Raw genomic sequence first — 25,417 nt, 5'->3', positions numbered from 1 at the left:
AATCTATGTGTTTCCCCATTTCTATACCATTTCCACCACACTTTAACTTGAGATTCATTTTTAATATTTAAAGCATCCATTATTTCTCTTGCGCTATATCCTTTAAGTTTCATTTCTACTACTTTATATTTTGTTTCAACTGAATATGCCACTCTTTCATAGAAAAAACACCTCCGTATAAATTCATTTTAATATGAATTCAACGAAAGTGTTTTTATTTACTCCCACATCATGGGGTTAGTGCAATTTAAATGGAAGCTTTTTATTAAAAAAGACTACTTACCATTATGTATTCACACTAAATGAGCAGTCTAAAAATTACTGTAGATAATTGAATAGAACTTTGAAACATTGATCATTAATTAAATCTTTTTATAAATCAATGATTTATAAGCAATAAACAATAGTAACGCAAATAATAAAATAGAAATAGAACAGCCCACTATAATTGTATATAATACGTTTGGATAATATAAACTAGAGTCTATAAATACTAATCCTAGTCTATAACCAAAGGTTGTTGGAATGACGTATGAAAAGGGAGCGGCCATAAATATCATTGAAACCATGGAGATTATAATCCCACTTACAATCGAAACAATTATATTTTTAGTTATGTTAATTATTGCTATACTAAAGAAATTAACAAGTAGTATAACTATTAAATTAACTATTGAGAAAGAAAATGTAATAGCAAGTATTTCTGAGACGGGTCTCCCATTAATAATATAGAAAATTAAAATAATTAATAAATTAATTATAGAATAAAAAAGAGATAGTAGTAATGAAACTATACCTTTAGAAAAAAATAATAATGGGCGGCTGGTACTGTATGAAAACCAATTAGTGAATGTATTATTTTTATATTCAATATAATATACAGAGGACGCGATAATGCAACTAATGATGGGGAGAAGCATAAAATATTGATTATAAAATCTAAAATAAAATCCATCTGATAGGGATAAGTTTTTATCATTTATTATAAAGTTTGCAAAATTCATTCCAAATGGAATCAGCATTAAAATAAGAATAACCAATAAGAATTTTTCGCTTTTGATTTTTATAAATTCATTTTTTATAAATGTTGTCATTTTAAAAACACCTCTTCAACTTGAATTTCCATGATTTTTAAGTATAATTCTTCTAAATTTAATTCCTCTATGTTTTCCTGTAAAGTACTTAAAAATTGGTGCTCACCTATAAGATTATAAAATTCTCCATCAAAAATTATTGAAATTTCTCCTTGAAAATCTTTGTTTTGTGAAATATCTATTGGTAATTCTTTTAATTTTAAACATGCATAAGATGTATGAGTATTTTTAATATTGGCAATTATTTTCCCGTTATTAATAAATACAAAAACATCTGTAAATTCTTCAATTTCTTTTAATATATGACTAGAAATGATTGTAGTTCTATTATTTATATTTACATGATTAGAGATAATATGTCTAATCTCTCTAATACCACTTGGATCAAGTCCATTTGAAGGTTCGTCGAGAAGTATAGTTTTTGGGTTTCCCATCAATGACCTTGCTATTCCTAATCTTTGCTTCATACCCATAGATAAAGTTTTGAATTTTTTTTCTTTTGCTTCTTTGAGACCCACCATAGATAAAAAATCCAATATATTATCTAGATGGATTTTTTTGTAGCTAGCATGGAGTTTTAAGTTGTCATAACAACTTAAATTATCATAAAATGCAGGATATTCGATTAAATGTCCGATGTTATTTCTGCTGTGTGAATTTTCAATTTGTCCTGAATATTCTATTACATTAATCATAGATTTGAAAAGCGTTGTTTTTCCTGCTCCATTGGGACCAAGTAAACCATAAATTTTCCCGTCTTCAAATGTATAAGAAATATTTTTTAAAATATGTTGATGTTTTGTTGAAACTGATAGATTTTCTACTTTAATCACTTTATAACACACCTTTTTTAGATTTCTAAAATCAAAACATTTGGAATGTCATTCTTTAATATGTACATTAATCCATAAGAAATTCCAGACAGACCAGTCATTAAGTTAAAGTTTTGTATTTCAGGTACTCCTATTCCACATTGTAACTTTTCAATTGTAACTCCAAGTAATATATCATATAGTATATTACTTAACTTTTCTTTTTCTATAAATTTTTCGAGAATAATGGCATTACCTAAATCTCCATGGCATAAACAATGGGTCCTTGAAAAGCCTTGTGAAAGTATTTCTTCTGCTATTTTCATATTATCATTTTTCATTTTAGAGTTCATTGATCTATTTAATAGTATTCCTGGTGAACCATAGCACCAAGCAAAAGGAGGAGATTCATTTTTATTATGATTTATCCATAAATCACCTTCTCGATACCTGTCTTCGTAATTATCAGCTTTACTTGTTAGTTCTTCAATTTCTACAGAATATTCTATTTTTTGCAAGTAAAGTTTTAGAGCATAAGAAACTCCAGAATTACCATGTGCAAAACCAGTTAGATGTTGCTTATTTACAAATTCCCATGTCACTTCATTTTCATTTAGTTCGATTCTATTAGAATAAATACGGTTTACACAAGTTTTAATAGAGTCATATATTACATTCTTATAAATATCAATTTCAATAGAAGTATATAAATTAATTAGTACAGTAAGAATACCCGCATTTCCACTAATGAAATCATTAGTTTCGTCGCACTCTAATTTGGATTTGAAATTTTTGATAATTCGTATACAGTCGTCTAGATATTGATTATTACGAGTAGTTTTGTAAAGTAGTCCACACAAATACACATAAGAAAAGACTCCTTCAAATGCTCCAATAGGTAAGTTAGTATTTTCAATTGTATAACTTCTAATATTACTTATTATATCCTCAGACTTCAATAAGTATTTCTTGTTTTCCGTGTATAAATAGAGAGAGTAATAATAAAAAGCCATACCACATAAACCATCGTATAAGTTTTCAGTCATAATAATATCATGATAGGTTTTTTTATCCCCTTCACCATAAAGAGTACCGGAATTCCAACTGTAAGTGTTCTTATATTCAATTTGATACTTAGTTATCTGTTCTTCGACACCCTTGATTATATAATTAAAAAGCTTTTCTTTATGCTTTTTTGTATAATCATGATCATCTATATTTTTATAGTTTTTAATACAATAATTTTTATCTTTATCATCGTTAATCAATGTATTTTTTAACATAGAATTTTCAATAAACATTAATTGTTTGTTTTTATCGATATTAGACAAAAGGCTGAATTTATTTTTAATATTATCAAAAGAACTCGTTTTGAAGTAATTATTGTATGTCATAAGACTATGATGATTTAATTCTTTACTACATAGATTATATGAAAAATAAGGTACATTACTTTGAATCATATCTTCAAATTCTTGTATAATTAAATCATTTTTTTCTTGAATTAATTGACTAGCTATAAAAAAGTCGCGAAGAGCAATATTTTGAATAACTAGGGGATGATAACTAAGGTTTATTAAATTTGTATAGAACATTGTGGGCTTATTTATATGACGTAAGAATACATTTTTTGCTTTTCTTTTTATTAATTCTAATATGTTCTTTTGTTCTTTTAATATAAAGTCATAAGCTATAGAAAAACCTTTTTTTACATCAGATGTATATAATTCAGAATCTACATACTCATTATTAAGCTTAGGATGATTTTTAGATGCTTCAATATCAATATATTCACTTCTAACAGCAATATTAGAAGTACCAATATTGCTCATTTTAGGTACCTTAATGGAAGACTGATTGGCACCTTTTTTCCCAATAGCACTTACATCTGAGGATTCATTATCCCCAAAAATAAATGGCAGTATACCAGTAGATTTTACGGATGAGGATAGTAAGTATCTATTGAAATCTGTTGCATCAGAAAAATCTCTAAAATTCCTATTTCCTATCAAACTTTCTAAGTCTATGAGAATAGGATGGCTTCCATGTGATATTAAGTTTTCAGCGTGAAAGTCTGTTGCATCGAATATATATAAGAAAGCAAGAATTATTCCTAACTCATAATAAAAATTAGATACTTCACTTTTACTATTACATTCTTTGTAATCAACACCTTTTACCCAAAAATAATTCGATTTAATTAAATTATTTGTTGCCTGTAAGTCATGATTCGTATTTTTATTAAAAAATGATAGTAAATCGGAAAATAATAAATCGACATCGCCTTTTCTTGGCTTATAAAATATTGACCCTTCTTCATATGTACAGTGAATAACCATTTTCCCCTGATTATGGAGGTCTCCTTGTGCTAAGGATATAGAATCTAAGTTTTGAGTGCGACATTGAAATTTTTCTGCTATAGATGATTCATCATTTTTTAAATGATGAAAGAATTGTAGGATATTTTTATGTAGTTGATGAAGGTAATTTTCTATAGCTTGAATTAAACTAGGGTATTTTTCAATAAAATCGAATAATTTTTTGTTATCCTTTAATTCTTCTAAATATTCTTTGAATTGTTCTTTTTCATCAGTATTAAAAAATAAATTTTTTGTTCTTTTTTTGTTTATATCATATACAACAGTTCGGTATAAAAATTTCATTAACATTATTGAAAGTTGATAAAGTAAATCATCATTAATTCTTTTTACTTTTTTGTTATCTATGTATGACAAACCTTTTATGCAGTTTGCGTAATTTATATCGTTGCAATAGATTATATAATCCGTTATTACATTCATTCCTCTTGTTGAAGGCCTAGATTTAAAATCAGAGTTCTTATATTTTTCTAAATCCACCTCTTTTTGAAAAGGAGATTTATTGTTCATGTAATATTTATCTTCAAAATCTGAAAAATTCATATCAAAAAAAGTGTTAGTAATAGTATTTAATTTAGATTCATCCGAATCTGGAATAAATTGTTTTATAATATTTATTAAATTACTCACAAAAAAATCTCCTTGTTAATAAGATATTAATATTTTAGAGTTAACATTAAAATTGAAAAGGTACTAAAAGGAAATCCTTTTAGTACCATGAAGATTTTAACATCCAAAACAAGTATGTGTTGGACAGATTGAACATTCCCAAGTAATTGATTTATATTTACCATCGTTGTCGCTAGTAAATTCTCTTGGTTGTGAATCTCCGCCGAAAATGTTCTCAAGACTACCATTCTCAAGTTCTTTGGCGAAGTTACCTGCTGATTCAAAAAGCTCTATTTCTTGTTTGTTCATAATTAGTAAATCCTCCTTGATTGAATTTGTTATAATTCTATAATTATGGTACACTTTCAGTGTAAAAAGTAGCCTACAAGTATAATGGTACATGTAAATTTATTAACAATCAATGATAATTTGGAGGAATCTATTATGACTAATATTCAGAAGGTAACAATTAAAGAGTTAGAAAATATTTCAAAAGGTTCTGCATCATCACCAAGGGTTACACCAACAACAACAGTTGTTCCTGCTTCACTTGCTGTTTGTCCAACAACAAAATGCGCATCAGTTGTGAAAGCTTGTCCAGGTAAATAACGTTTATCATAATATTTAAATTTTAATATTAAAAGCCCTCCCTTTTGTATTAGGGGAGGGCTTTTAAGGAGGAAGAATATATGGAGGAAATACTAGAATATATTTATCAAAAATTTTATAAAAAGAGATTCGATAGTCTAGTTTATAATTTGAAAAATGTTTCGAAAATAAGTGTAAATGATTTATTTTATTCAAATATAAAAGTGAATTTATTAGAATTAATTAAGCAGAATTCTTTGAAGCATTTACTTATAGATTATCAAGAAACTTATGAAAATACTTTTAAATCAAAAGACTCTAATGCTTTAATAAAATCTTATGTAAGATCTTATACACATAATTTGCATAATTCGTCCCCTTTAATACAACAACTCAATAAAAGAGTCGATTTTTATTTAGATTACATATATGAAATTTCAGAGAATTTTGAACAAGATAGATTACATATACCTAATGTTAGTAAAAGCAGTAAACTATCGGATATCCATATTGATTTAGGTGATTCTCATAATAATGGAAGGACAGTAGCTATTGTTTATTTAGACAGTGCAACAAAGCTTTTATATAAACCTAAGAGCTTAAAACCAGATTTATTTTATTTTAATATTCTTAGATTTTACGCAGAGTCTCTCGAGTTTGATCCATATATACCATTTATACTAGATAAAGAGACTTATGGATGGCAAGAGTACATAGATTATGAATATATGAAATCAGATAATGAAGCAAAAAAATACTACTATGATTTAGGTGTACAGACTCAAATATTATATGCTTTAAATGCTAATGATATGCATTATGAGAATATTATTTCTAAGGGAAACCAACCAGTTTTTATAGATTTAGAAACTATTTTACAACCCAATATAAAAAAACTAGATATTTCAAATGCTTCATATCCATTTTTAGAAACTATTTTAAACACACTACTGTTTGATTATTCGACTTATAGTGATAATATTCGATTTTTAGGTGGTACTACGAACCAATCTTATACGGATAATATTATTTCTAAAATAATAAATGAAGATAACGATGCTATAACTATAGTAGAAGAAATATCAAAAAACCGAAAAAAGTCAACAAACATTCCAAAGACTAAAGAAGGGGTATATTGTGAAATTTACGATGAAATAAATTCTTTTCTGAATGGATTCCATGATTCGTATAAAATAACTCTTAATAATAAGAATTATCTAATTAACTTAATAATAAAAAATGAGTTCAGTGTTAGAAGTGTATTAAGGCCAACATATATTTATGCTAAGTATATAGAATTTTTCCGTCAATTAGAAAGTAACAAAGGTATTTTAGAAATATTAGCTGATAGTATTGAAGATTATAAAGACAACCAAGTTATAGCTAAAAGAGAACTAGAAAGTTTAATGAATTTAGATACACCAATCTTTCATGCCGATATCTATTCTAAAAACTTGTACTCTTCAAAAGAAGAAGTTATAATTTCAGAATTCTTTGAAGAATCTTCAATAGAGAGAGTGACTAGAAGAATAAATCAATATAGTATTGAGGAGTTAAATACCCAGCTTAAAATAATTAAGAGTTCGATAGATGCATACAGAGAGAACGTTGATCATTCTAATAAATATTCTCTTCATAAATTAAAGAAGAGTTCGACTCTAGAAAAAGAATTTTTCACACTAAAAGAGGAATTGAGTGCTTTTAATCCTTTGAATTTAAAATATGATACATTAGGTAATGTAATATTAGCACCTATTACATACGATTTGTATTATGGTTTGTCTGGAGGAGTATTAACTTTACTTGAGTATAATAAACACAATCCTTCTTTTTTAACCTCAAATCTAATAAAGAAGTTTCATAAAGGTATTTTTGATTTATATAAGCTTGATTATGAAAATAATTATTCTGCTTATCATGGTCGTTTTTCTTATTTTAAGTATATTTATCTAGTTAATAAATATTTTGATGAAAATATTGAATTTTCCGAAGAATTAAAATTATTATTGAGCAACTATCAGAGTTATCTTAGTAATGAGACAGCTGCACCACTGGATTATTTAGGTGGAGTTAGTGGTATTATATCTTTATTAGTTGATATATATGAATATTATAAATTTGAATTTTTGATTAAAGATATCGAGAAATTAAGTCATATTTTACTTGAACGCATCGATTCAACTATGGATAAAATAGGTTTAGCACATGGCTTAAGTGGTATAGCTTTAGCTTTAATTAAATCAAATAAAATAATGAAAAATGCTAATATATTATCTGAGGTCAACAATATGATTCTAAAAGAAAACGAACTGTATTATGTTGATAAAGAAAAAGTCCCTATTGTTTGGTGTAATGGAGTCTCGGGCATGGTAATTGCAAGAAATAGAATCCGAGAAATGAGTCCATATGTAAATGGTCTATCTTTAAAAGAACTAGAAAATCAATTAATAAAAAATTATAGATTATCAAATAATTTACAATCAGTTTGTCATGGAAGCCATGGAAATTCACTAGTATTAATGACCTTGGATAGTAATTATGATAATTCAAAAGACCTATTAAGCACTTTGTCTTTTGAATGGACATCTGGTTATACATATCCTAATGAAAATGTTTCACTCTTTTTAGGTAAAACAGGGCAAATGCTAAATTTAATAAATCCTAATACTGATCTAATAAAAAATTTGTTAACTTAATAAAAAAGAGGTGTGTCAAATTTTAAAATTTTGTAATACTGAAAATATGTTTTTTGAAAGAGGATATTATACAATCATAAGTAAAAATCTAGAAGAGTATTTATACACAAAAAAAGAGATTAAAAACTATAACTTATTAATTGTATATGAAATACCAGAAATCTTTATATTACAAATATATGGAGATAAAAAAAATGTATTACAATTCTATCATGATACTAAATTTCTAATTAGTGAATCTCAATCCATAGTCAACTTAAATACACTTTCTTCAAACCAAGAAAGTATGCCTCATTCGAAAAAAATACAGTGGGATATTAAAAAGATAACTCGAAATTATAAGACTCATTCTATGTGTACAGGTAGTCACGAATATTGTGTAGCTCTTATTGATTCGGGGATTGATATAAATCATCCCGATCTTAAAGATAATATTTTATCTAAAGTAAATATGGTTCCCAAGAATGGTTTTAGAGGTCAGGAAGAAGATGAAAATGGTCATCCTGATTATATGATTGATAAATTAAATCACGGCACACAAGTAGCAGGTCAAATTTGTGGAAAAGGGAATATAACGAGTGTAGCTCCAAATTTAGGGATAAGGGTATATAGGATTTTTGGTGGCAAGTCTGCAGACAATGTATGGATTATGAAAGCTATTATTAAGGCAGCTAATGATGGTGTAGATGTAATAAATTTAAGTTTAGGATCGTACATTATTCGTGAACCACATAAAAAAAATGGAGAGTATTTGCCTAATAGAAATTTAGAAATACAAGGTTTTCAAAAAGCTATAGATTATGCTGAACAGAAAGGTGTTATTGTTGTCGGAGCTTTAGGGAATGATAATATAAATATTGATAACAGAGAAGAATTCTTGAACTATATTGTAGAAAAAGATAAAATTACTGAATTTAGCCCATCTTCTACAATTTTAGACTTGCCATCACAGCTCAACAATGTAATAGGTGTAGCTTCTGCTAATGCTAATAATCAATTAGCTTCTTATTCAAACTATAGTGAAAACAATATAGATATTTTAGCATATGCTGGAGACACTACTCTATTAGATAAATATGGAAAAGATTATTGGTTAAATAATCAACTTATTATGGATGATTGGGTACTGACTACTTCTCAAGAAGGAAGTCATATATTCTCTACGGGTAATTCATTGGCTTCTGGAAAGGTTGCTGCATCAATTGCTGTTATGAATCAATATTTTAATATAAATAAAAACCCAGAATTAACAAGACATATTTTGGGTAAACAAGATAGTTCTATATTAAATCTTTATGATTTATTACATACCAAATTTTAAAAATTGCCGTTAGTTTTATTATTAATAAGAAAAAATGGCTGTTTATTTTCTTGTATGAACTACAAAAATAAACAGCCATTTTTTCTTAGTGATTTAAAAACAATTATAATAATCCTCACTTTAAATGTTGATTATTTACAAAAGAAGCATATTTATGATGGTTCTGTATTAATTGTTCATGCGTTCCAACTCCTGTTATTTTACCTTTATCTAAAAATATAATTTGATTAGCTTTTTTAATTGTAGATAGTCTGTGAGCAATTACAATTGTAGTACGGTTCTCCATTAATCTTTCTAAAGAAGTTTGAACTTTTTTCTCACTTTCGCTGTCTAAACTAGATGTTGCTTCATCCAAAAGTAATATACTGGGTTGTTTTATAAAGTTCCTAATAATATCTATTCTCTGTTTTTGTCCTCCAGATAATTTTACGCCTCTTTCACCAACTACCGTGTTATAGCTATCTTCAAATTCTTTTATAAACTCATGAGCATTAGCCATTTTTGAATAATGTTCAATGTCTTTCATTTCTATATCTTTTGAATTTCCATATAAAACATTATCGATAATGCTTCCATTCATCATAGGATTATCCTGTGTGACATATCCTATGTTCTCTCTCCAACTTGTAAGGTTAAATTTATTAATATTTTCTTCTCCGTATAATATTTGCCCTTTTTGAACGTGATACAATTGTTCAATAAGTTGAAAAATCGTTGATTTCCCAGAACCAGAAGGGCCAACTATAGCTGTTGTAGAATTATTATATGCTGTAAAACTTACATTTTCTAAAACAGGACATTCTTTGTAGGAAAATGTAACATTATTGAAGGTTAAGTTCTTATTTCCTTCAAAAGTTAAGCCATTATTTTTTATGTTTTCACTTTTTTCATTAATTATTTCATAAATTCTACTACTAGCCCCCACAGCTTTTTTATAATCCGTTACAAGTGTAGATACATTTACTAAAGGCATACTCATTTGAAAAACATAAAATACCATCGTCACCAGTGTCCCAGCACTTATACTTCCATTCGATATTTTTAATCCGCCAAATCCTAAAATGATACCAACAGTTAGTAATAAAACCAAGCTAGATATCGGCTGAATTATCGATGTTATTTTGGCTTGTTTTAGTCCTAATTGGAATATATGTAATAAGTTATTATGAGCATTTTTTAGTTCTTCTTTTTCCATACTAGAAATTTTAACCAATCTTATTTCTGTTAATACTCTTCCTAATAGGCCACTAAAGTTAGCTATCTCATTTTGAGTATTTATAGATATTTTTTGCATAATTGTTCCTAGAGGAATGACTACCAGTGCATATATCGGGAAAATAATGAGAGTAACTAGTGTCATTTGCCAATCTAAAATAAAAAGCATGATAAGAGATCCAACTATACTTATGAGAGAGGGAAGAAAGTTTGGTAACTTATATGATAAGAAAAAATTAATAACCTTTGTATCATCTGTAATTCTACTCATAATATTTCCACTTTCATTTATATCAAAAAAGCGTGTTTCTAAATAAACTATCTTTTCCCATATTAGGCTTCTTATAGAAAATATAATAATTTCTCCTACTTTATTAAGTATATATAAACCTACTCCATTTAAAATAGCATTTATTATAAAAAGTAAGATAAAAATAATTACAAACTGAGAACTAATATTACCATCTTTGAGTTTATCAACAATATTACCAGTAAATGCTGGTATCAATAAGCCACTTAAACTTCCAAGAATAGATATAAATAGGGATATACCAATTAATTTCTTTGGCCATTTTATTTGTTTCAATAAATATATTAACGCATTGCTAAATTTCATATTATTAACCCCGAATTCTTTATATTACAATTATAAAACTTTAGTTACATTCTACTATCATGTTAAAGTTTCAGCAAATTAATAACTTTTTAATTTTTTTATAATAAAATAAATAAATAAGGAGGTGATTTTATGATAGCATCTTTATTTATTATATTATCTATGCTTTTTCTTTTTCTATCAGTAATTGCTCTGATATTTGAATTATCAAGCTATTTTATAGAAAAAAATAAAAATATTAAATGGAAAAAGTCATTATTATGCTTTATTGTATATATAATCCTTCTCGTAATAGGATTAATTATAGTTAATATATAGGATGTGATTTATATGTGTCATCATCATATTTTAGTTGTTGAAGACGATAAAGATATTTCGGAGAATATTAAAAAAATTTTAAACTATGAAGGATTTTTAGTTACATTAAAATCAGACGGAAGAGATTTAATTGAAGATACTAATATGTATGATTTGATACTGATGGATATCATGCTTCCGTATCAGGATGGAATAGTTCTCGCAAAAAAGATTAAAAGCATCCGGAAAATTCCTATTTTATTTTTAACAGCTCGCCATGATATAAAAACAAAACTAGAAGGTCTTAAACTAGGTGAAGATTATTTACCAAAGCCATTTGATCCGTTAGAATTAATCGCTAGAATAAATAATATAATCAATAGTTATTATGGACCACCTAACTATAAAATTGAAAATATAACAGTTCAACTACAAGAAAAAAGATTATTTATAAAGCAAAAAGAGATTATTTTAACAAAAACTGAAAAAGACCTTTTCTTTTATTTGTTTGAAAATAAAAATCACAATTTAGAAAAAGAGCAAATAATCAATTATTTGTGGCCTTGGGGAGAAGCTACGGATAGTATTTTGGCAGTTTATATAAAAAAACTAAGAGAAAAATTAGATGATACGGATTCTAAAATTATTAAAACAGTGTATGGTATTGGATATAGACTAAATACTTTTGAAAATGAGTGATTAAAATGACATTAAAAATGAAATATCTTATTTTTTCTATAATTTCCACCATACTTGTACCTTTAGTTTTTTTGACAGTTAATAAATTAGTATATACTATTTACAAAGTATTTTTCCCTAAACGAATAAATAGTATAGAAATGAATATAATTATTTTAAATAGCTATTTTATTTTAGTTATGGTAGCCATTGTAACAATTCTATATGGTGTGTATTTTATAAAGAAAGTCAGTAATAATATAATAAATATTAAAGACACTGTTCAAACAATCACTTATAAAGATACTTTACCCAATCATTTAGAAATCGATAGTGGAATAAGTAAAGAGTTTAATAACTTATCTCTATCTATTAACCACTTGATAGATAGACTTCGTCATCAAGAAATAACTTTAAACGAATATAATAATCAACAAGAAAATTATTTAAAACAACTATCTCATGATATAAATACTCCATTAACATCTTTAAAAATGGAAATTTTTCAACTTTCTAGGGAATACAGTATTAATGATGATGATACTAAAAATTTATATAAAAAAATAGATTATATTAGTGAATTAAGCACCCAAATAAATTCAAAAAAAATAGATAAAATTAATGATTTTTATACATTTAATAGAAAAACAAATGTAGTTCCTCTTATTAATAATACACTTCAAAAATGGCGCTATTTATTTTCAAAAAAAGAAATATCAATTAATATTGAAATTTTAGAAAATGAAATTATTTGGATCGGTGAGGCTCTGTGGTTTGAACGCTTATTTGATAATATAATTTCCAATATATATCACCACTCTAAAACAAAAAAACTAAATATAACTATGTCACATTATATTATTATTGAAGATTTTGGTATAGGGTATGATGTTTATAAGTTCAACGAAAATGGATCGGGTTCTGCGGTCATATCTGAAATTAGTAAACTTTTTCATATTGAAACGAATATTCATTCTTCTAAAAAAGGAACAGTTTATAAATTAATCCAAAATAAACCCTAGTTTACCTCCTTTATTTTTAGAGTAGTTTTACTATACAATTAAATTGTATTTAAAATATAGAAAGAAGGTTAAAAATGAGCAATTTATTAAATCATCTGCGTTCACCGGAGCCTTTTGAAAAGAGTGAAGATAATATTTGGCTAGATTCTCTTTTTTCTTCATTTGTTCTTGACTCTTACTTCAATTCAGAAATTTATGGAGGTAGTAAAGATACTGACTTCATTAATAAAACTTCAATATTTTTCAGTGAAAATTTTCCTTCTGATAAATATAAAAAACTCTTAGATTTAGGCTGTGGACCAGGATTATATGCTGAAGCTTTTGCAAAAAAAGGATATGATGTTACTGGTATTGATTACTCATCTAAAGCAATAAATTATGCTATTAAAAATGCAAAAAATTCTAAATCTAATATACATTATTTTGAAGATGATATTTTATCTTTTAAATCAAATGAAAAATTTGATATTTGCACTATAATTTACCAGACATATGCAACCTTTTCATATAAGAATCGTAGAAAATTAGTTGAAAATGTACATAATCTTTTGAATGAAAATGGTGTTTTTATTTTTGATGTGCCTACACAACATTATTATGATCAACTTTCTCCTGTTAATGCATGGGAATATCGCAATCAAAATAATATTGTATCTACAGAACAACACGCAGTTCTGTATTCGTTAGAGAAATATTATGAAAATATTTTTCTAAACAAATCTATATATATATTTGAAAATCAAAAAATTAAAAAATTTTATGATTGGATGAAGTGCTTCAATGAATTAGATATAAAAAATGAAATTGGAGATTTTTTTAATATTGAAAGAATTTATTCAGACATCGATGGAACACCTTTCTCGAAGGATAGCAATAGCTTAACTCTAATTTGCCAAAAAATTTAATCACATTTTATTACACAAAAACCATCGTTTTTGAGACAAAACCTCCTACTACAGAATTAGGAGGTTTTTCTTACATACTTCAGTTTCTAAACTTGTGTTATAATCAATGTGTCATAAATATCAAAAAATACGAGTTTTTAGACGATGAGAGTAGTGTTTATTTGCATCGAGAACGAGATTTCATTAGTAAGTACCTATAAAACGATTAAAAGAGGTGGTATTCAAATGGCTAAAATTGGTTATGCACGTGTATCAACACAAGATCAAAGTTTAGACGGACAAATAGATACACTTGAAGAATATGGTTGTGAACGTATCTTTAGTGAGAAAGCTAGTGGACGTAAAACAAAAAGAACGGAACTTGATAAATGTTTAGATTATTTACGTGAAGGCGATGTGTTGGTTATTTACAAACTCGATCGTCTTGGTCGTACAACGAAACAACTCATCGAACTTTCTCAATGGTTGGACGAAAATAACATCGATTTACATATTATTGATATGAACGTATCGACCAAAGATGCGATGGGAAAAATGTTCTTTACCATGATGAGTGCATTTGCAGAACTTGAAGCTAACTTATTAAGTGAACGTACAAAAAAAGGACTAGCAGCTGCAAGAGCAAGAGGACGCAAAGGTGGTCGTCCTTCATTACCTGACCACAAGAAAAGAGAAATAAAGTTCTTATATGATGAACAAAAATGGACTGGTGAAGATATCGCAAAGAAGACAGGTGTAAGTCGTTCTACTGTTTATAGAGTAATTAATGATTAGTTTGAAATAATCATTTAAAGCTATCTATGATTTGTTTTAGACTTTTGTACACCCTAACCATACAAATGAGACACTTGAATTATAATAGATCGATTGTGTAATTAGGGTGTACTTATAATTGTCAAAATTATTTATGATAGATACAAGACTAAATGATAAAATTAAAGAAAATATAAAATTTAAAGGTTAAAGGAATTGTCTAAAATGAAATTAAAATCGATAAAAATTGAAGGATTTAGAAAACATTATTCTACAGAAGTAATTTGTGAAGATACTACTTTTCTTATCGGGCCGAATAACGCTGGAAAAAGTTCAGTATTAAAAGCAATTAAATACCTATTAGAAGATAAAAAGAAAATCGATGATAGTGATTTTTGTTGTTTTATTAATAATAACAATGAAGTTGATCGATTAACTGATAAAGTCATAATAACTGCTGAGTTTAATCATTTAACTACTGATGCATTAAATTGGAGGGGCTTTAACTCACACAGGCTCTTCAAAAACGAAGATTTTGAAAAAGAAGGTTATAGTTTTTATTATAGAAAAACATTTGATAGCAGTGTCTGTAAAATTGAAATGAAACAAAAATCTCTAACTTTAAAAGAAGATTATACGGATTGTAAAAGTATTAAAGATTTTATAGATAATGGCGTAGATAAATCAGTATTCGAAAATTCACTTAATAATATTAATATAAATAAAAAAATATCTAGTTCAGAATGGAAAAAACTAAAAGAAGACGGCTCAGAGATAATATTTGATATAACAGATTCTATAGAATGGTTTGAAAATCCTGGAGGTATTTCTCAAAACGTCTCTAGTCGACTTCCTAAATATCTTCTAATTAAAGATCAATCTCAAAATGAGGAATTATCTGGTAAAAACGGATCTTTAATGACTACTTTAAATCAGCTATTTGAAGATATAAGAGAAGAATCAGAAAACTTTAAGAATGCTCAATATTACCTGAATGAATTAGCACAAGAATTAGATCCTCAAGATGAAAATAGTGACTTCTCAAATTTATTAAAGGAATTAAATAATGTAGTTAGTGATATCTTTCCTAATTCTTCTTTCATTGCCAAAGCAAATTTATCAAATGCAAATGATGTTATTAAACCTAATTTTGATGTTCAATTAGGTAGTAATATTTATACTTCAGTCAACAATCAAGGGACAGGAGTGGTTCGTTCCGCAATATTTGCCATGTTGAGATATAGAAATATGAGAGAAAATGAAAGGAAACAAAAAGATGAGTATATTAGACCTTTATTAATTGCTTTTGAAGAACCCGAAATTTATTTGCACCCTCAGGCAGCAAAACAGATGAAGGAGACTATATATAGTTTATCATTACAAGAAAATAATCAAATAATTTGTACTACACATTCTCCTTATATGATTGATTTAAGCAAAAATACTAATCAAATATTAAATTCTTTTAATTTAGAAGAAAAACCAAATCCATTAAATGAAAACGGGGATAATAATGAGCCTAACATAGAACAAGTAATTATTAATCCTTTTAATATTAGTTCTAAGTTTAAAAATTTAACTGATAAGGATAAAACTTATGTAAAAATGATTTTAAAAATGGATGACAGTATTGCCAAAATATTTTTTACTAAAAATGTTCTTATTGTTGAAGGTGATACTGAAGAACTAGTTTTTAAAGAAACTATACTAAGAATGCCTGAGCATATGCAAAAAGAGTTTTCTTACAATTGGGAGATTATTAAAGCGAGAGGTAAAGCTGCAATTATTTCTTTAGTAAATTATTTAAAATCTATGGGTATTAAAACCTATGTTATGCATGATAGAGATGCAAATACACTTGGTGCAACTAAATTCAATGAACCAATATCTAAAGCTCTCAATGATGATGCTAAATTATACTTATTAGAAGAGTGTATTGAAGATATGCTTGGATATAATCCACCTTCTAATGAAAAACCATATAACGCGTACAGATTTATAAATGAAAATTGGAAGGACTCATGGGATGACGTTACTGAAAATTGGAAAAATATAATAAATAGTCTGTATAACCAAAGTTAGTAAAATGTTTTTGCATTCCTCTACACTATGATGTTATAATGCACTTAACAAAGTTATTAAGCATAATACACCAATCCCCTCACTACTTCCGATAGTGAGGGGATTTTTTAGGTGTTGGCTAAAGGTCGCCTATTTTTTCTTATCATTGCGATTGCGTAGCCAATGCGCAAATAACGCTACGATACAACCACTCGCTGCCGTGGTCGTGATGTGAACAAAGTTATCAAGCATAATTACACCTCCTCTCTACGCCAATTGACGCCTGAGAGATAGGCGACTCCACTATTATACCATCTGTATCTTTTGAAGCATATGTACTTCCGATAAGTTGAATTATGTTATTTTCTATACGGTATTTTCCTTCTACCAAACCATAATGAATATAATTTATAACCACCTACTATAATGTATGTAGTGAATAATATAGAAGGACATGTCATTAATAATTTAAATTTTATTAATGATATCTCTAAATTGGTAGACCAAAGTGTAAATATTGAAGCTATAGATAACCATAAAATATAGATAGCTAATAAAAATAATACACTATAAATTACTCTTCTCCAGATTAAAGGAAGTATTTCGAATTCTTTAAAATTATTTGTGCTGATATCAAAAACCCATTTGTATTTTGGTATAAATACCAACCTACCTTCCCTACTTTTTATATCTTCCACTGTTTCCTCGTATATTTTTCCATCTTCATCTTCATAAATTAAATTATCAATTCCGTTATAATTCAATCGCTTTGAAAGTTTAAAATACTTTTTTTCTCCATCTTTATTAATTAACTCTAAAAGAAAAAATTTCCTTTTCTTAATCCAAATGGGTGAAAGTAACAGTGCGAAATACATAGAATACATAAATAAAAATATTAAGTATCCATAAAAAGTTTGCTGATGTTCTTTCATTTCTTTTATACTAATTTGAGTAATTACTTCAGATAATGTTAAAAGAATTAACATGCAAATCATGATTGAAACCATTATAAATATAAAAAAATTTGAAAGAATTGATAAAGCTTTAGTACTTTTTTGATTCATTTCAACATGGTGTAACTTTGGAAATGAGATTTTTTTTATTACTATCGATCCAAACACAACGATTAAAATTTGCCAAAATAATAAATCCCGAGTAAATAACTCTAAAAACTCCATGATAATTCCTCCAATAAAAAAATTAATACATAACTATTATATTTCACTATATATATGTATAATTTTCGATAATAAACGGACTAATTGCAACATTAAAAGCAGAAACACATGATGGTGAATTATTAAGAAGAATATTCAATAATTAGTATCAAAATAAAACACTGATCTATTATGATTGGTGGTTTATTTTTTGTTTAATCAACACAAAAAAAAGAATTTATAAGGCTTTTTTTAGAATTTAAAAGAATTTATAAACGTATAAACGTTGATTTAATAGGCTTGTAAAGAATTTAGATACAAGTTCACTCAATGCCGCTGCACAAAAAATGTAAAAATGCACATTTGTTTTTTGTTAAATTTTGTAATCTCGTAAACCATTGATATAATAGGCTTTATAAGACATTTACTTTTGAGCATAAGACCGTTTGTAACGGGCTAGATACCTCAGCTATGCTGAGTGACACGCTAGTGGCATTGTATCCCCTTATGCTCTTAGGTTAGAATCTCAAAAGAAGTTATAAGAGAAGATAACCTAATATAATTAGAATGAATCAGGATAAAAATTAATTTGATTCGTCTCATTTAAACCATATATTAAAGTGATTAATTTTTAATATTTTAAAATTATTCCACGGCGTTTAAGGATCTATTAATAAAGTAATCCTTCAATAACTCTAAAGAAAATATTGCACAACGAGTAACTTTAGCTATAATTTTTTCTAATAATAATTCCCCATTTCATTTTTTGTTTTATGATTTATTGGATCAATTTAATTTAAAAATAATCATTAATAATTTGAAAGCACAAATTAATTATCACTCATTCACAAATTGAATCTTTAAAATACAAAGTCTATATCCATGATTTTTCAAAATCATTTGTATATCTTTTATCAGAAATTCAAGTTTAAAATTTACTCTTCCCCAATTCATTTCCTGTTCAATTTGTAATATATAAAAATGTTAATCAGGTTTTTTACACAGATATTATTTCACCATTAAAAACAAATAATGACTTTTTATCCTAAAAATTTTAATATTCTTGTCATAATTAAATTGCTATTAATATCCAAGCAATGAAAATCATTTTAAAAAATAAAGTTATACTGCATCTTCTAAAGCTCGAGCTAATTCATACGATTCAAATTCATGTTTTTAAAATTCTAATAAAGCTGCCTTACCTAACATAGTTCCACCAGTCCAATCATAAATCACATATATCTTATCTTTGTTTAAATTAGATAAATAATCTTTTAAATCTTTAGCAGGTATTTTAACAGAATTCTTGATCTTATCTTTTTTAACACTTTTAGGTGCATTTCTAACTTCGATAAATACATATTTACTTGTTCCATTTTCTATATCTTTAAGAACTTCATGATGATTAATATAAAGACTTAGAAATGTTTCTAAAAATTCTACTTAATTTAAAATAGATTATCTTTTCTAAATTATTTTTAAGTTTATTTACTAATATATAAAATTCTTCTTTTGCTTCTTCATTAAAAACTTTTGAAACAATTTGATAGTTATAAGGTAAAAATTCTTTTAATTTCATTAAACCAAGATCAGTTAATTGAACATAAACTTTTCTCTTATCATTAGATAAAGCTACTCTTTTAACTAACCCATTTTTCTAAACCTTTAAAACTCTCGTAATAGTAGATTTCCTACTACCTATTTTCTCAGACAATTTTGAAGGAGGTATCATCATATTATTTCATAAGACAATAACATCATAAATAATAATCACAAATCACATGTAACTTGTGATTTGTGATTATTTGATTTAGTATAAATGTATTAATTTTATAATTAGAGTTTTTAATCTTGAGAGATGAGAAGACATTAAAAGAAGAAATTCAAGATTTTTATTTAAATGATGAAGCATATGACGAAGTTGAAATTGGTTTTGGGGGAAGCTCAAGTGAAGAAGAAAACTAAGACAAAGACATCAAAGCTTTCACGTTCACAAATCACATGTAACATGTTACATGTGATTTGTGAACGTAAAAAAATTATATACTAGCTAAAATAAAGTACAAGCTAAATCTTTTGGTAAATCTCAAATACTTATGCGTGATTATAAAATGCATGAATTAAAGACTGTTTTAATAGAGCAGGTAGAAGAAGTTTACTATCGAGTTAGAAATCATTCTTTATATCCGACAAGAATAAGTATTAATGTTGGTTATGCAGACAGTGGTGGCGTAAGAAAACAATTTACGAACAAAGCAGGCTATCAAAACACGTATGAAATTATTAATGTGCTTTGGGGCTATTTATCAAACCGATTAGAGAGTGAGGAATTATACCGAACAATTGGTATATCATTCGGCAAATTCATTCCTAATCAGATTAAACAACTGTCATTATTCGATGATCCTTTAAAAATCAAAACAGAAATCATAGAAAATCAATTAGATGTAATCAGGTATAAATACGGTAAAAACATTGTCATGAGAGCATCTAGTCTAACTGAAGAAGGAACGGTCATATCAAGAAAAAATTTAATCAGTGGTCACAAAGCATAGTAGGTTAATCTAGATCATAAATATATTTCAATCATTCAATTAGATGTTATAATATTTTTGTATTTTTCTTATCAAGATGATCTATATATCCCCCTGTTAAGCCTGTCAATAGAATAAACGGTAAAACAATCATTGGATTATTATACATATCCGTTAAAGCAAATATAATACAGGCAAATATGGATATAATGACAAAATGTATGATTCTTATGACTACATTTCGTTTAAATATATGTTGATTAATGGCTTTATATTTATTTTCAAGTATTGTTAAAAAAACTTGAAAACTACCAAATATAGAAATAAAAGCTATGAAAGAAAGTATAAAATAGTCAGTAACAGGTATCAGCATACCTACTATCACAAAAGGTATAAATGACAGGATTCTTATAAGCATGATATGTTTTATAATAAATTTCATGTATATACTCTGACTTCCGTTAATCCTATATCTTCAATATCCTTGCATCCTAAACCTATTAATCGATTGATTTCAACTTCTTTATTTTTAAGATATACCATACCATTATCTTTTTCAGAATCGTTTTTAATATCAATATCACTTAATCTATTATTCTCTAGCATAGTATCCAACCTTCTTAGTTCGTTTTCATTTATTATACCAAGCGTTTATTTACGACATTTCAACACATCGCATACAAATATACAGTATATAGTATGTTTGTATGCACATATTTTTAATTATCCTTACGATCATATAGTACTAAAAATATTTGTATAACAAAGCAGCATAGGATAATTATAAATGACATGTACATAATCCCATCTATTTTTTAATATTTAATGATTGGCACATCACATAAGCATAGAAGGACATAGAACGTTCTTTTTATTAGTCATTGATATAAACATCCCAAAATTAGAAAGAAACGTTAAATGGCCTTTAAAAGACCATTTACGCCACTAAGTGAATATATAGTTAATTCAAGTCATTAGTTTTTTCTTTCAAAAGTCATTTCACCGTTTAATTCAGTTGTGATAGAAGCTTTATCCCCATCTATTTTTAATACACCTTCTTCTGATGGTGAATCTTCATCAAAGTTGTCTTCGCTAGGTTTTTCATCATAGAAATTAATATTTTTTTCATTATCATCCATGAATTTATAATATTTAATAAATACACCATCATCATTAGATTTAAATGTATGGTCTTTAAAACTAAATTCTTTACCAAATACCTTTGCTGTTTCAGGATTGGTAGATATCCAATCGCCTTCTAATTTCTCACTTGGTTTACCACATGCAACCAAAATGATAGCCATAAAGAGGGTAATAGACATTAAAAGTGACTTTTTCATATAATAAACTCCTTTATCCAGCTTTATATTATGCTGATCCTTCTATATGTTTAATACTTTTTTGTATCAAACTTACCAATATATTTAAGAAGTATATCTAAACGATCTTTATATGATCGTTTAGACATCTAGAAATGGATTTTCTTTATTTTGTACTGTTTTTCTTGCTTGCTCTGTAAAATGAAATTCTTCTAAACCATTGACTAATGAATTATAGTAATAGCCTAACAGTGCTTGAACTGATTCGCGTTTCTTCTTCATTTCTCGATTGACAGTTATTAAGATATCAATGATTTTTTCCGATAAGAAGGGGTTTTCTTCGAACATAAAGAATAAACGATCACCACGTCTATTAGCTGCTTCGCTTTTAGCTTGCATAATTTTATTTATAATACTTATGCTATCAGCTAATATATATCTACTTTTAATGAATTCTTGTAAGTCTTTAGGTAAGGGTTTTAATAAATGAGATTGTTCATCAATTAAATAATGATCATTTTCATGGTTTGAATGGAGTGAATGGTCATTTATTTCAGACATACTATCTATATTATTACCACTCATTCCATTCATTTCACTAATATCAGTATCACTAAAGTCAGTATCACTAAAGTCAGTATCATTAGTGTTCGATTTTCGAACTTCTGGACGTTCGATTTTCGAACTTCCGGGCGTTCGATTTTCGGTCTTCTGGACGTTCGATTTTCGAACTTCCTTCTCGCCGTAAGGTTCAATATCATTTTCTTCTTTTTCAATTTTGTAAATATCACATTCTGTAACAACAGGTTTCATTAAATATAGAATATTTGGTTTATTTAAACCACGTCGTTTTTGAATTAGGAGACCAGCGTTTTCTAATCCTTTTTTTATTTTTGTTAATTTTTCTTTTCTACAATTTAAAATTTCCATTAGCTTTTCATTTGAATAAATAAAGTAGATGTTACCATCTTCATCAACCCATTTATTTTTAATAGATAAATTTAAGCGATCACGTAAAATAGCATAGGCTATTTTCATATCATTAGTTAGATCTTTATAATTATTACTAGTAAAGAATACTTTAGGGATTTGATAAAATCTTTCTTTGTAATTTTCTTGAACTGTAAAATATTGATTTTGCATAATAAAAACCTCGCTCCATTTTTTGTTTGGTTAGAGGTAATAAAACGGTTACAATAAAATTATTGAATATATGTAGTTGCTACACATATTGTTTACAGTTATAATAAGATTATTATATGTATATTAAAACGTTTGTGCGCGTTTTATTACCTTTGAAGACATTCAGTTGCTACCAACAACTGAATGTTTTTTTATATATTTATAAGATTAACAAATCGAGAGATAATACACAATAAATTGTGTAACAACAAATAGTAACAAATCACATGTTACATGAAATTGATTAAATGATTAAAATAATAAAAAATTCAAAGTAGATTATTTCTATGAGATACCATTTATAATAGTGAAAAAGTTACAAAAATATATTTACATTTATATTTTGTAATACTTTTCTTTATTCCATATTGATATATATGCATATATTTATTTTATCTTTTGAATACAATTATATATGAAATCAAAGTAAATAAAAAGTAAGAAATTTATTTGTTTTAAACTCTCTTCGATTATTTTATATAGAAAGTAATTTTTGACTAGAGTAAGCTCATTTTTATATGCTGAGTAAAATGATAATTTACCGTTACACAAATCACTTGTAACATGTAACAAGTGATTGTTATAATGATGATATTATAATAGTAAGGAGTGTAATCTATGTCAGTTATAACTATTGGTAATTTTAAAGGAGGAGTAGGTAAAACTACGGTGTCAACTTTATTATCGTATATTGCATCTGAGAAATATGATAAAAAGGTTTTATTAGTTGATTTCGATCCTCAAGGCAATGCAACACAAATTATGAAAAGAACATATCCAGAAGCAATAGATGAGAAAAAGCCATTTATAGATACTCTTAAAACTGGTGAATTAGAAGACAGTGTGATAAATTTATCAACTAATTTATCATTAATACCTGCAGATTCTTCACTAGCTAATTTATCAGATATTATTGCAAAAACAGATATTGTTAAAAAGCGATATATACTCAAATCAGTTATTGATCAAATTAAAATGGATTATAATTTTGACTATATCTTTATAGATGTTCCGCCAACTATAAATTCAGATTTTACAAATAATGCTGTATACGCAAGTGATTATATTGCTATGGTATTTCAAACTCAACAATCAGCTTATGAAAGTAGTTTATCATTTGTTAACTTCTTAAGAGATAGAAAAAAAGAGTCAGATTTACCATTTGAATTAATAGGTGCAATACCTGTATTAATCAAGAAAAATGGTAATATTGATGAGCAGATATTAGAAATATCTAAAAAGACTTTTTCAAATGCCTTATTTAAGAATCAAATATTTCAAAGAGAAAGAATTAAAAAATTCGGAGCAGAGGGCATAAGAGATAAAGATACACATGATAAAAGAGTGCTGCATATGTTAGAAGAAATTTACAAAGAATTAGTTAAAAGAATAGAACTTATAGAAGGATAGGTGGTTATAATGACAGGATTTTTAGATGGAATAAAGGTTGATGAAGAAAAGAAAAAAGGTTTTTTAGATGATATAGATACTTCAGCAGTGAAGTATACAGAAAATTATAGACCTGTAGCTAAAAGTTCAACTATGAGAGTTGATACTTTAGTCAAAAAGAGATTAAATCAAATGGCATTGGATAAAGACACTTCAATAAAAGCAATATCAGATAAGGTATTAAATGAATTTTTAGAAAAAAATGGCTATTAAAATGATTTTTTGTAAAAACTATACAAAAGAATTTATAGTATAATAAAAAATTAAGAGGTTAAGCATAGATATTTTATTTTAGTATAGGTGATATATAAATATTTACTTAATCTTTTAAAGTTGAAAAAAGAGTGGAATAATGTGTATATAGGTGTATACTACACAAAATTATTTAGGAGGTTTTTAATTTGAATATGTTGTTAACAATTGCTGGTATAGGAGCAGTAATATTTGCTTTGCTAGCATTGGGATTTTGGATTATGCAATTAATTTCTTCTAGTGGAACTAAGAGTTTTACAGGGGTCACTATTTTTGCGGTTTTAGCAGTTATTTGCGTTATCATTTTGATAGTAGGATCTAACCTTTAAATTTATAAATTTTAATAAAAAGCTTCCATTTAAATTTGGCACTGCAGCCTTACTAAGGTAGCTCAATAAAAACACTATTTTCTAGGCTGCTAATTTCCTATATTCTATAGGGGATAAGTAGCCTAGTTTTTGTTGAATTCTAACTTTATT

The 25,417-nt window shown here is 26.7% G+C and carries 23 protein-coding genes and 2 pseudogenes; 12 read left to right on the top strand and 13 right to left on the bottom strand.

Annotated features, from left to right (window positions below):
* The 5 genes from LQ686_RS12305 to LQ686_RS12285 all read right to left on the bottom strand — a co-directional run.
* The coding region (locus LQ686_RS12305) for a helix-turn-helix domain-containing protein (protein WP_345772683.1) at window positions 1-179 on the bottom strand (179 nt) is incomplete at its 3' end.
* Between the two features lie 183 nt (window positions 180-362).
* Window positions 363-1,094 (bottom strand): ABC transporter permease, encoded by a 732-nt coding sequence (locus LQ686_RS12300; RefSeq protein ID WP_239733410.1) that lies wholly within the window; start codon window positions 1,092-1,094, stop codon window positions 363-365.
* Window positions 1,091-1,927 (bottom strand): ABC transporter ATP-binding protein, encoded by an 837-nt coding sequence (locus LQ686_RS12295; RefSeq protein WP_239733409.1) that lies wholly within the window; start codon window positions 1,925-1,927, stop codon window positions 1,091-1,093. The genes LQ686_RS12300 and LQ686_RS12295 overlap by 4 nt, the downstream gene beginning before the upstream one ends.
* Before the next feature lie 17 nt (window positions 1,928-1,944).
* A complete protein-coding gene (locus LQ686_RS12290) occupies window positions 1,945-4,914 on the bottom strand; it encodes a type 2 lanthipeptide synthetase LanM family protein (protein WP_239733407.1) in 2,970 nt (989 codons plus the stop codon).
* Window positions 4,915-5,010: 96 nt separating this feature from the next.
* Window positions 5,011-5,202, bottom strand: coding sequence for a plantaricin C family lantibiotic (locus LQ686_RS12285; protein WP_107602421.1), 192 nt, complete (start codon window positions 5,200-5,202; stop codon window positions 5,011-5,013).
* 135 nt (window positions 5,203-5,337) lie between these two features.
* Between LQ686_RS12285 and LQ686_RS12280 the strand changes: the two genes are divergently transcribed.
* The 3 genes from LQ686_RS12280 to LQ686_RS12270 all read left to right on the top strand — a co-directional run bounded on the left by LQ686_RS12280 (window position 5,338) and on the right by LQ686_RS12270 (window position 9,498).
* Window positions 5,338-5,502, top strand: coding sequence for a class II lanthipeptide, LchA2/BrtA2 family (locus LQ686_RS12280; protein WP_199194657.1), 165 nt, complete (start codon window positions 5,338-5,340; stop codon window positions 5,500-5,502).
* An 80-nt stretch (window positions 5,503-5,582) separates the two neighbouring features.
* Window positions 5,583-8,177: a type 2 lanthipeptide synthetase LanM gene (gene lanM, locus LQ686_RS12275; RefSeq protein ID WP_239733404.1), complete on the top strand. Its 2,595-nt coding sequence runs from the start codon at window positions 5,583-5,585 to the stop codon at window positions 8,175-8,177.
* Between the two features lie 46 nt (window positions 8,178-8,223).
* Window positions 8,224-9,498, top strand: coding sequence for a S8 family peptidase (locus LQ686_RS12270; RefSeq protein ID WP_239733402.1), 1,275 nt, complete (start codon window positions 8,224-8,226; stop codon window positions 9,496-9,498).
* A gap of 115 nt (window positions 9,499-9,613) precedes the next feature.
* Here LQ686_RS12270 and LQ686_RS12265 read toward each other — a convergent pair whose 3' ends face one another.
* Window positions 9,614-11,329, bottom strand: a complete 1,716-nt coding sequence (locus LQ686_RS12265) for an ABC transporter ATP-binding protein (RefSeq protein ID WP_239733401.1) — start codon at window positions 11,327-11,329, stop codon at window positions 9,614-9,616.
* 330 nt (window positions 11,330-11,659) lie between these two features.
* Between LQ686_RS12265 and LQ686_RS12260 the strand changes: the two genes are divergently transcribed.
* From LQ686_RS12260 to LQ686_RS12240, 5 genes are all read left to right on the top strand, one after another.
* Window positions 11,660-12,325: a response regulator transcription factor gene (locus LQ686_RS12260; protein WP_239733399.1), complete on the top strand. Its 666-nt coding sequence runs from the start codon at window positions 11,660-11,662 to the stop codon at window positions 12,323-12,325.
* Between the two features lie 5 nt (window positions 12,326-12,330).
* Window positions 12,331-13,326, top strand: coding sequence for a sensor histidine kinase (locus tag LQ686_RS12255; RefSeq protein ID WP_239733397.1), 996 nt, complete (start codon window positions 12,331-12,333; stop codon window positions 13,324-13,326).
* A gap of 74 nt (window positions 13,327-13,400) precedes the next feature.
* Window positions 13,401-14,231, top strand: coding sequence for a class I SAM-dependent methyltransferase (locus LQ686_RS12250; protein ID WP_239733395.1), 831 nt, complete (start codon window positions 13,401-13,403; stop codon window positions 14,229-14,231).
* A gap of 225 nt (window positions 14,232-14,456) precedes the next feature.
* Complete coding sequence (locus LQ686_RS12245) at window positions 14,457-15,005, top strand: recombinase family protein (RefSeq protein WP_239733393.1); 549 nt, start codon at window positions 14,457-14,459, stop codon at window positions 15,003-15,005.
* A 204-nt stretch (window positions 15,006-15,209) separates the two neighbouring features.
* On the top strand, window positions 15,210-17,066 hold the full coding sequence (locus LQ686_RS12240) for an ATP-dependent nuclease (protein ID WP_239733392.1): 1,857 nt from the start codon (window positions 15,210-15,212) through the stop codon (window positions 17,064-17,066).
* A 129-nt stretch (window positions 17,067-17,195) separates the two neighbouring features.
* On the opposite strand, the gene LQ686_RS12235 is transcribed toward LQ686_RS12240, so the two are convergent.
* From LQ686_RS12235 to LQ686_RS12225, 3 genes and pseudogenes are all read right to left on the bottom strand, one after another.
* Window positions 17,196-17,297, bottom strand: a complete 102-nt coding sequence (locus tag LQ686_RS12235) for a type I toxin-antitoxin system Fst family toxin (RefSeq protein ID WP_002495781.1) — start codon at window positions 17,295-17,297, stop codon at window positions 17,196-17,198.
* Between the two features lie 107 nt (window positions 17,298-17,404).
* On the bottom strand, window positions 17,405-18,223 hold the full coding sequence (locus LQ686_RS12230) for a hypothetical protein (protein WP_204169119.1): 819 nt from the start codon (window positions 18,221-18,223) through the stop codon (window positions 17,405-17,407).
* Between the two features lie 1,158 nt (window positions 18,224-19,381).
* A pseudogene (locus LQ686_RS12225) lies at window positions 19,382-19,612 on the bottom strand (rhodanese-like domain-containing protein); the annotation flags it as partial.
* Between the two features lie 671 nt (window positions 19,613-20,283).
* Between LQ686_RS12225 and LQ686_RS12220 the strand changes: the two are divergent.
* Window positions 20,284-20,757 (top strand): annotated as a pseudogene (locus LQ686_RS12220) (DinB/UmuC family translesion DNA polymerase); the annotation flags it as partial.
* Between the two features lie 46 nt (window positions 20,758-20,803).
* Here LQ686_RS12220 and LQ686_RS12215 read toward each other — a convergent pair.
* The 4 genes from LQ686_RS12215 to LQ686_RS12200 form a co-directional block, all read right to left on the bottom strand.
* Window positions 20,804-21,178, bottom strand: coding sequence for a hypothetical protein (locus LQ686_RS12215; protein WP_239733389.1), 375 nt, complete (start codon window positions 21,176-21,178; stop codon window positions 20,804-20,806).
* Complete coding sequence (locus tag LQ686_RS12210) at window positions 21,175-21,342, bottom strand: hypothetical protein (RefSeq protein ID WP_159316308.1); 168 nt, start codon at window positions 21,340-21,342, stop codon at window positions 21,175-21,177. The genes LQ686_RS12215 and LQ686_RS12210 overlap by 4 nt, the downstream gene beginning before the upstream one ends.
* 368 nt (window positions 21,343-21,710) lie before the next feature.
* Entirely contained in the window at window positions 21,711-22,076 is a 366-nt protein-coding gene (locus tag LQ686_RS12205; RefSeq protein ID WP_239733387.1) for a hypothetical protein, read from the bottom strand.
* Window positions 22,077-22,196: 120 nt separating this feature from the next.
* Complete coding sequence (locus LQ686_RS12200; RefSeq protein ID WP_239733385.1) at window positions 22,197-23,198, bottom strand: replication initiator protein A; 1,002 nt, start codon at window positions 23,196-23,198, stop codon at window positions 22,197-22,199.
* A gap of 657 nt (window positions 23,199-23,855) precedes the next feature.
* Between LQ686_RS12200 and LQ686_RS12195 the strand changes: the two genes are divergently transcribed.
* The 3 genes from LQ686_RS12195 (at window position 23,856) to LQ686_RS12185 (ending at window position 25,267) form a co-directional block, all read left to right on the top strand.
* Entirely contained in the window at window positions 23,856-24,647 is a 792-nt protein-coding gene (locus LQ686_RS12195; RefSeq protein WP_239733383.1) for a ParA family protein, read from the top strand.
* A 9-nt stretch (window positions 24,648-24,656) separates the two neighbouring features.
* Complete coding sequence (locus LQ686_RS12190; protein WP_107602370.1) at window positions 24,657-24,899, top strand: plasmid replication-associated protein; 243 nt, start codon at window positions 24,657-24,659, stop codon at window positions 24,897-24,899.
* Between the two features lie 188 nt (window positions 24,900-25,087).
* Window positions 25,088-25,267 (top strand): hypothetical protein, encoded by a 180-nt coding sequence (locus tag LQ686_RS12185; protein ID WP_107602369.1) that lies wholly within the window; start codon window positions 25,088-25,090, stop codon window positions 25,265-25,267.
* The last annotated feature ends 150 nt before the right edge of the window (window positions 25,268-25,417 follow it).

This window comes from Mammaliicoccus sp. J-M41 (assembly GCF_022385935.1).
Classification (GTDB): Bacteria; Bacillota; Bacilli; order Staphylococcales; family Staphylococcaceae; genus Mammaliicoccus; species Mammaliicoccus sciuri_A.
Note: the sequence above shows the minus strand (reverse complement) of the source record. Positions and strands in the feature narration are given on the sequence as shown.

What these genes read in the sequence shown, in the direction of transcription:
- LQ686_RS12300 (WP_239733410.1), bottom strand. Translation starts at nt 1,094, where the DNA reads ATGACAACATTTATAAAAAATGAATTTATAAAAATCAAAAGCGAAAAA.
- LQ686_RS12285 (WP_107602421.1), bottom strand. Translation starts at nt 5,202, where the DNA reads ATGAACAAACAAGAAATAGAGCTTTTTGAATCAGCAGGTAACTTCGCC.
- LQ686_RS12280 (WP_199194657.1), top strand. Translation starts at nt 5,338, where the DNA reads ATGACTAATATTCAGAAGGTAACAATTAAAGAGTTAGAAAATATTTCA.
- lanM (WP_239733404.1), top strand. Translation starts at nt 5,583, where the DNA reads ATGGAGGAAATACTAGAATATATTTATCAAAAATTTTATAAAAAGAGA.
- LQ686_RS12270 (WP_239733402.1), top strand. Translation starts at nt 8,224, where the DNA reads ATGTTTTTTGAAAGAGGATATTATACAATCATAAGTAAAAATCTAGAA.
- LQ686_RS12265 (WP_239733401.1), bottom strand. Translation starts at nt 11,329, where the DNA reads ATGAAATTTAGCAATGCGTTAATATATTTATTGAAACAAATAAAATGG.
- LQ686_RS12260 (WP_239733399.1), top strand. Translation starts at nt 11,660, where the DNA reads ATGTGTCATCATCATATTTTAGTTGTTGAAGACGATAAAGATATTTCG.
- LQ686_RS12255 (WP_239733397.1), top strand. Translation starts at nt 12,331, where the DNA reads ATGACATTAAAAATGAAATATCTTATTTTTTCTATAATTTCCACCATA.
- LQ686_RS12250 (WP_239733395.1), top strand. Translation starts at nt 13,401, where the DNA reads ATGAGCAATTTATTAAATCATCTGCGTTCACCGGAGCCTTTTGAAAAG.
- LQ686_RS12245 (WP_239733393.1), top strand. Translation starts at nt 14,457, where the DNA reads ATGGCTAAAATTGGTTATGCACGTGTATCAACACAAGATCAAAGTTTA.
- LQ686_RS12240 (WP_239733392.1), top strand. Translation starts at nt 15,210, where the DNA reads ATGAAATTAAAATCGATAAAAATTGAAGGATTTAGAAAACATTATTCT.
- LQ686_RS12235 (WP_002495781.1), bottom strand. Translation starts at nt 17,297, where the DNA reads ATGCTTGATAACTTTGTTCACATCACGACCACGGCAGCGAGTGGTTGT.
- LQ686_RS12230 (WP_204169119.1), bottom strand. Translation starts at nt 18,223, where the DNA reads ATGGAGTTTTTAGAGTTATTTACTCGGGATTTATTATTTTGGCAAATT.
- LQ686_RS12215 (WP_239733389.1), bottom strand. Translation starts at nt 21,178, where the DNA reads ATGAAATTTATTATAAAACATATCATGCTTATAAGAATCCTGTCATTT.
- LQ686_RS12210 (WP_159316308.1), bottom strand. Translation starts at nt 21,342, where the DNA reads ATGCTAGAGAATAATAGATTAAGTGATATTGATATTAAAAACGATTCT.
- LQ686_RS12205 (WP_239733387.1), bottom strand. Translation starts at nt 22,076, where the DNA reads ATGAAAAAGTCACTTTTAATGTCTATTACCCTCTTTATGGCTATCATT.
- LQ686_RS12200 (WP_239733385.1), bottom strand. Translation starts at nt 23,198, where the DNA reads ATGCAAAATCAATATTTTACAGTTCAAGAAAATTACAAAGAAAGATTT.
- LQ686_RS12195 (WP_239733383.1), top strand. Translation starts at nt 23,856, where the DNA reads ATGTCAGTTATAACTATTGGTAATTTTAAAGGAGGAGTAGGTAAAACT.
- LQ686_RS12190 (WP_107602370.1), top strand. Translation starts at nt 24,657, where the DNA reads ATGACAGGATTTTTAGATGGAATAAAGGTTGATGAAGAAAAGAAAAAA.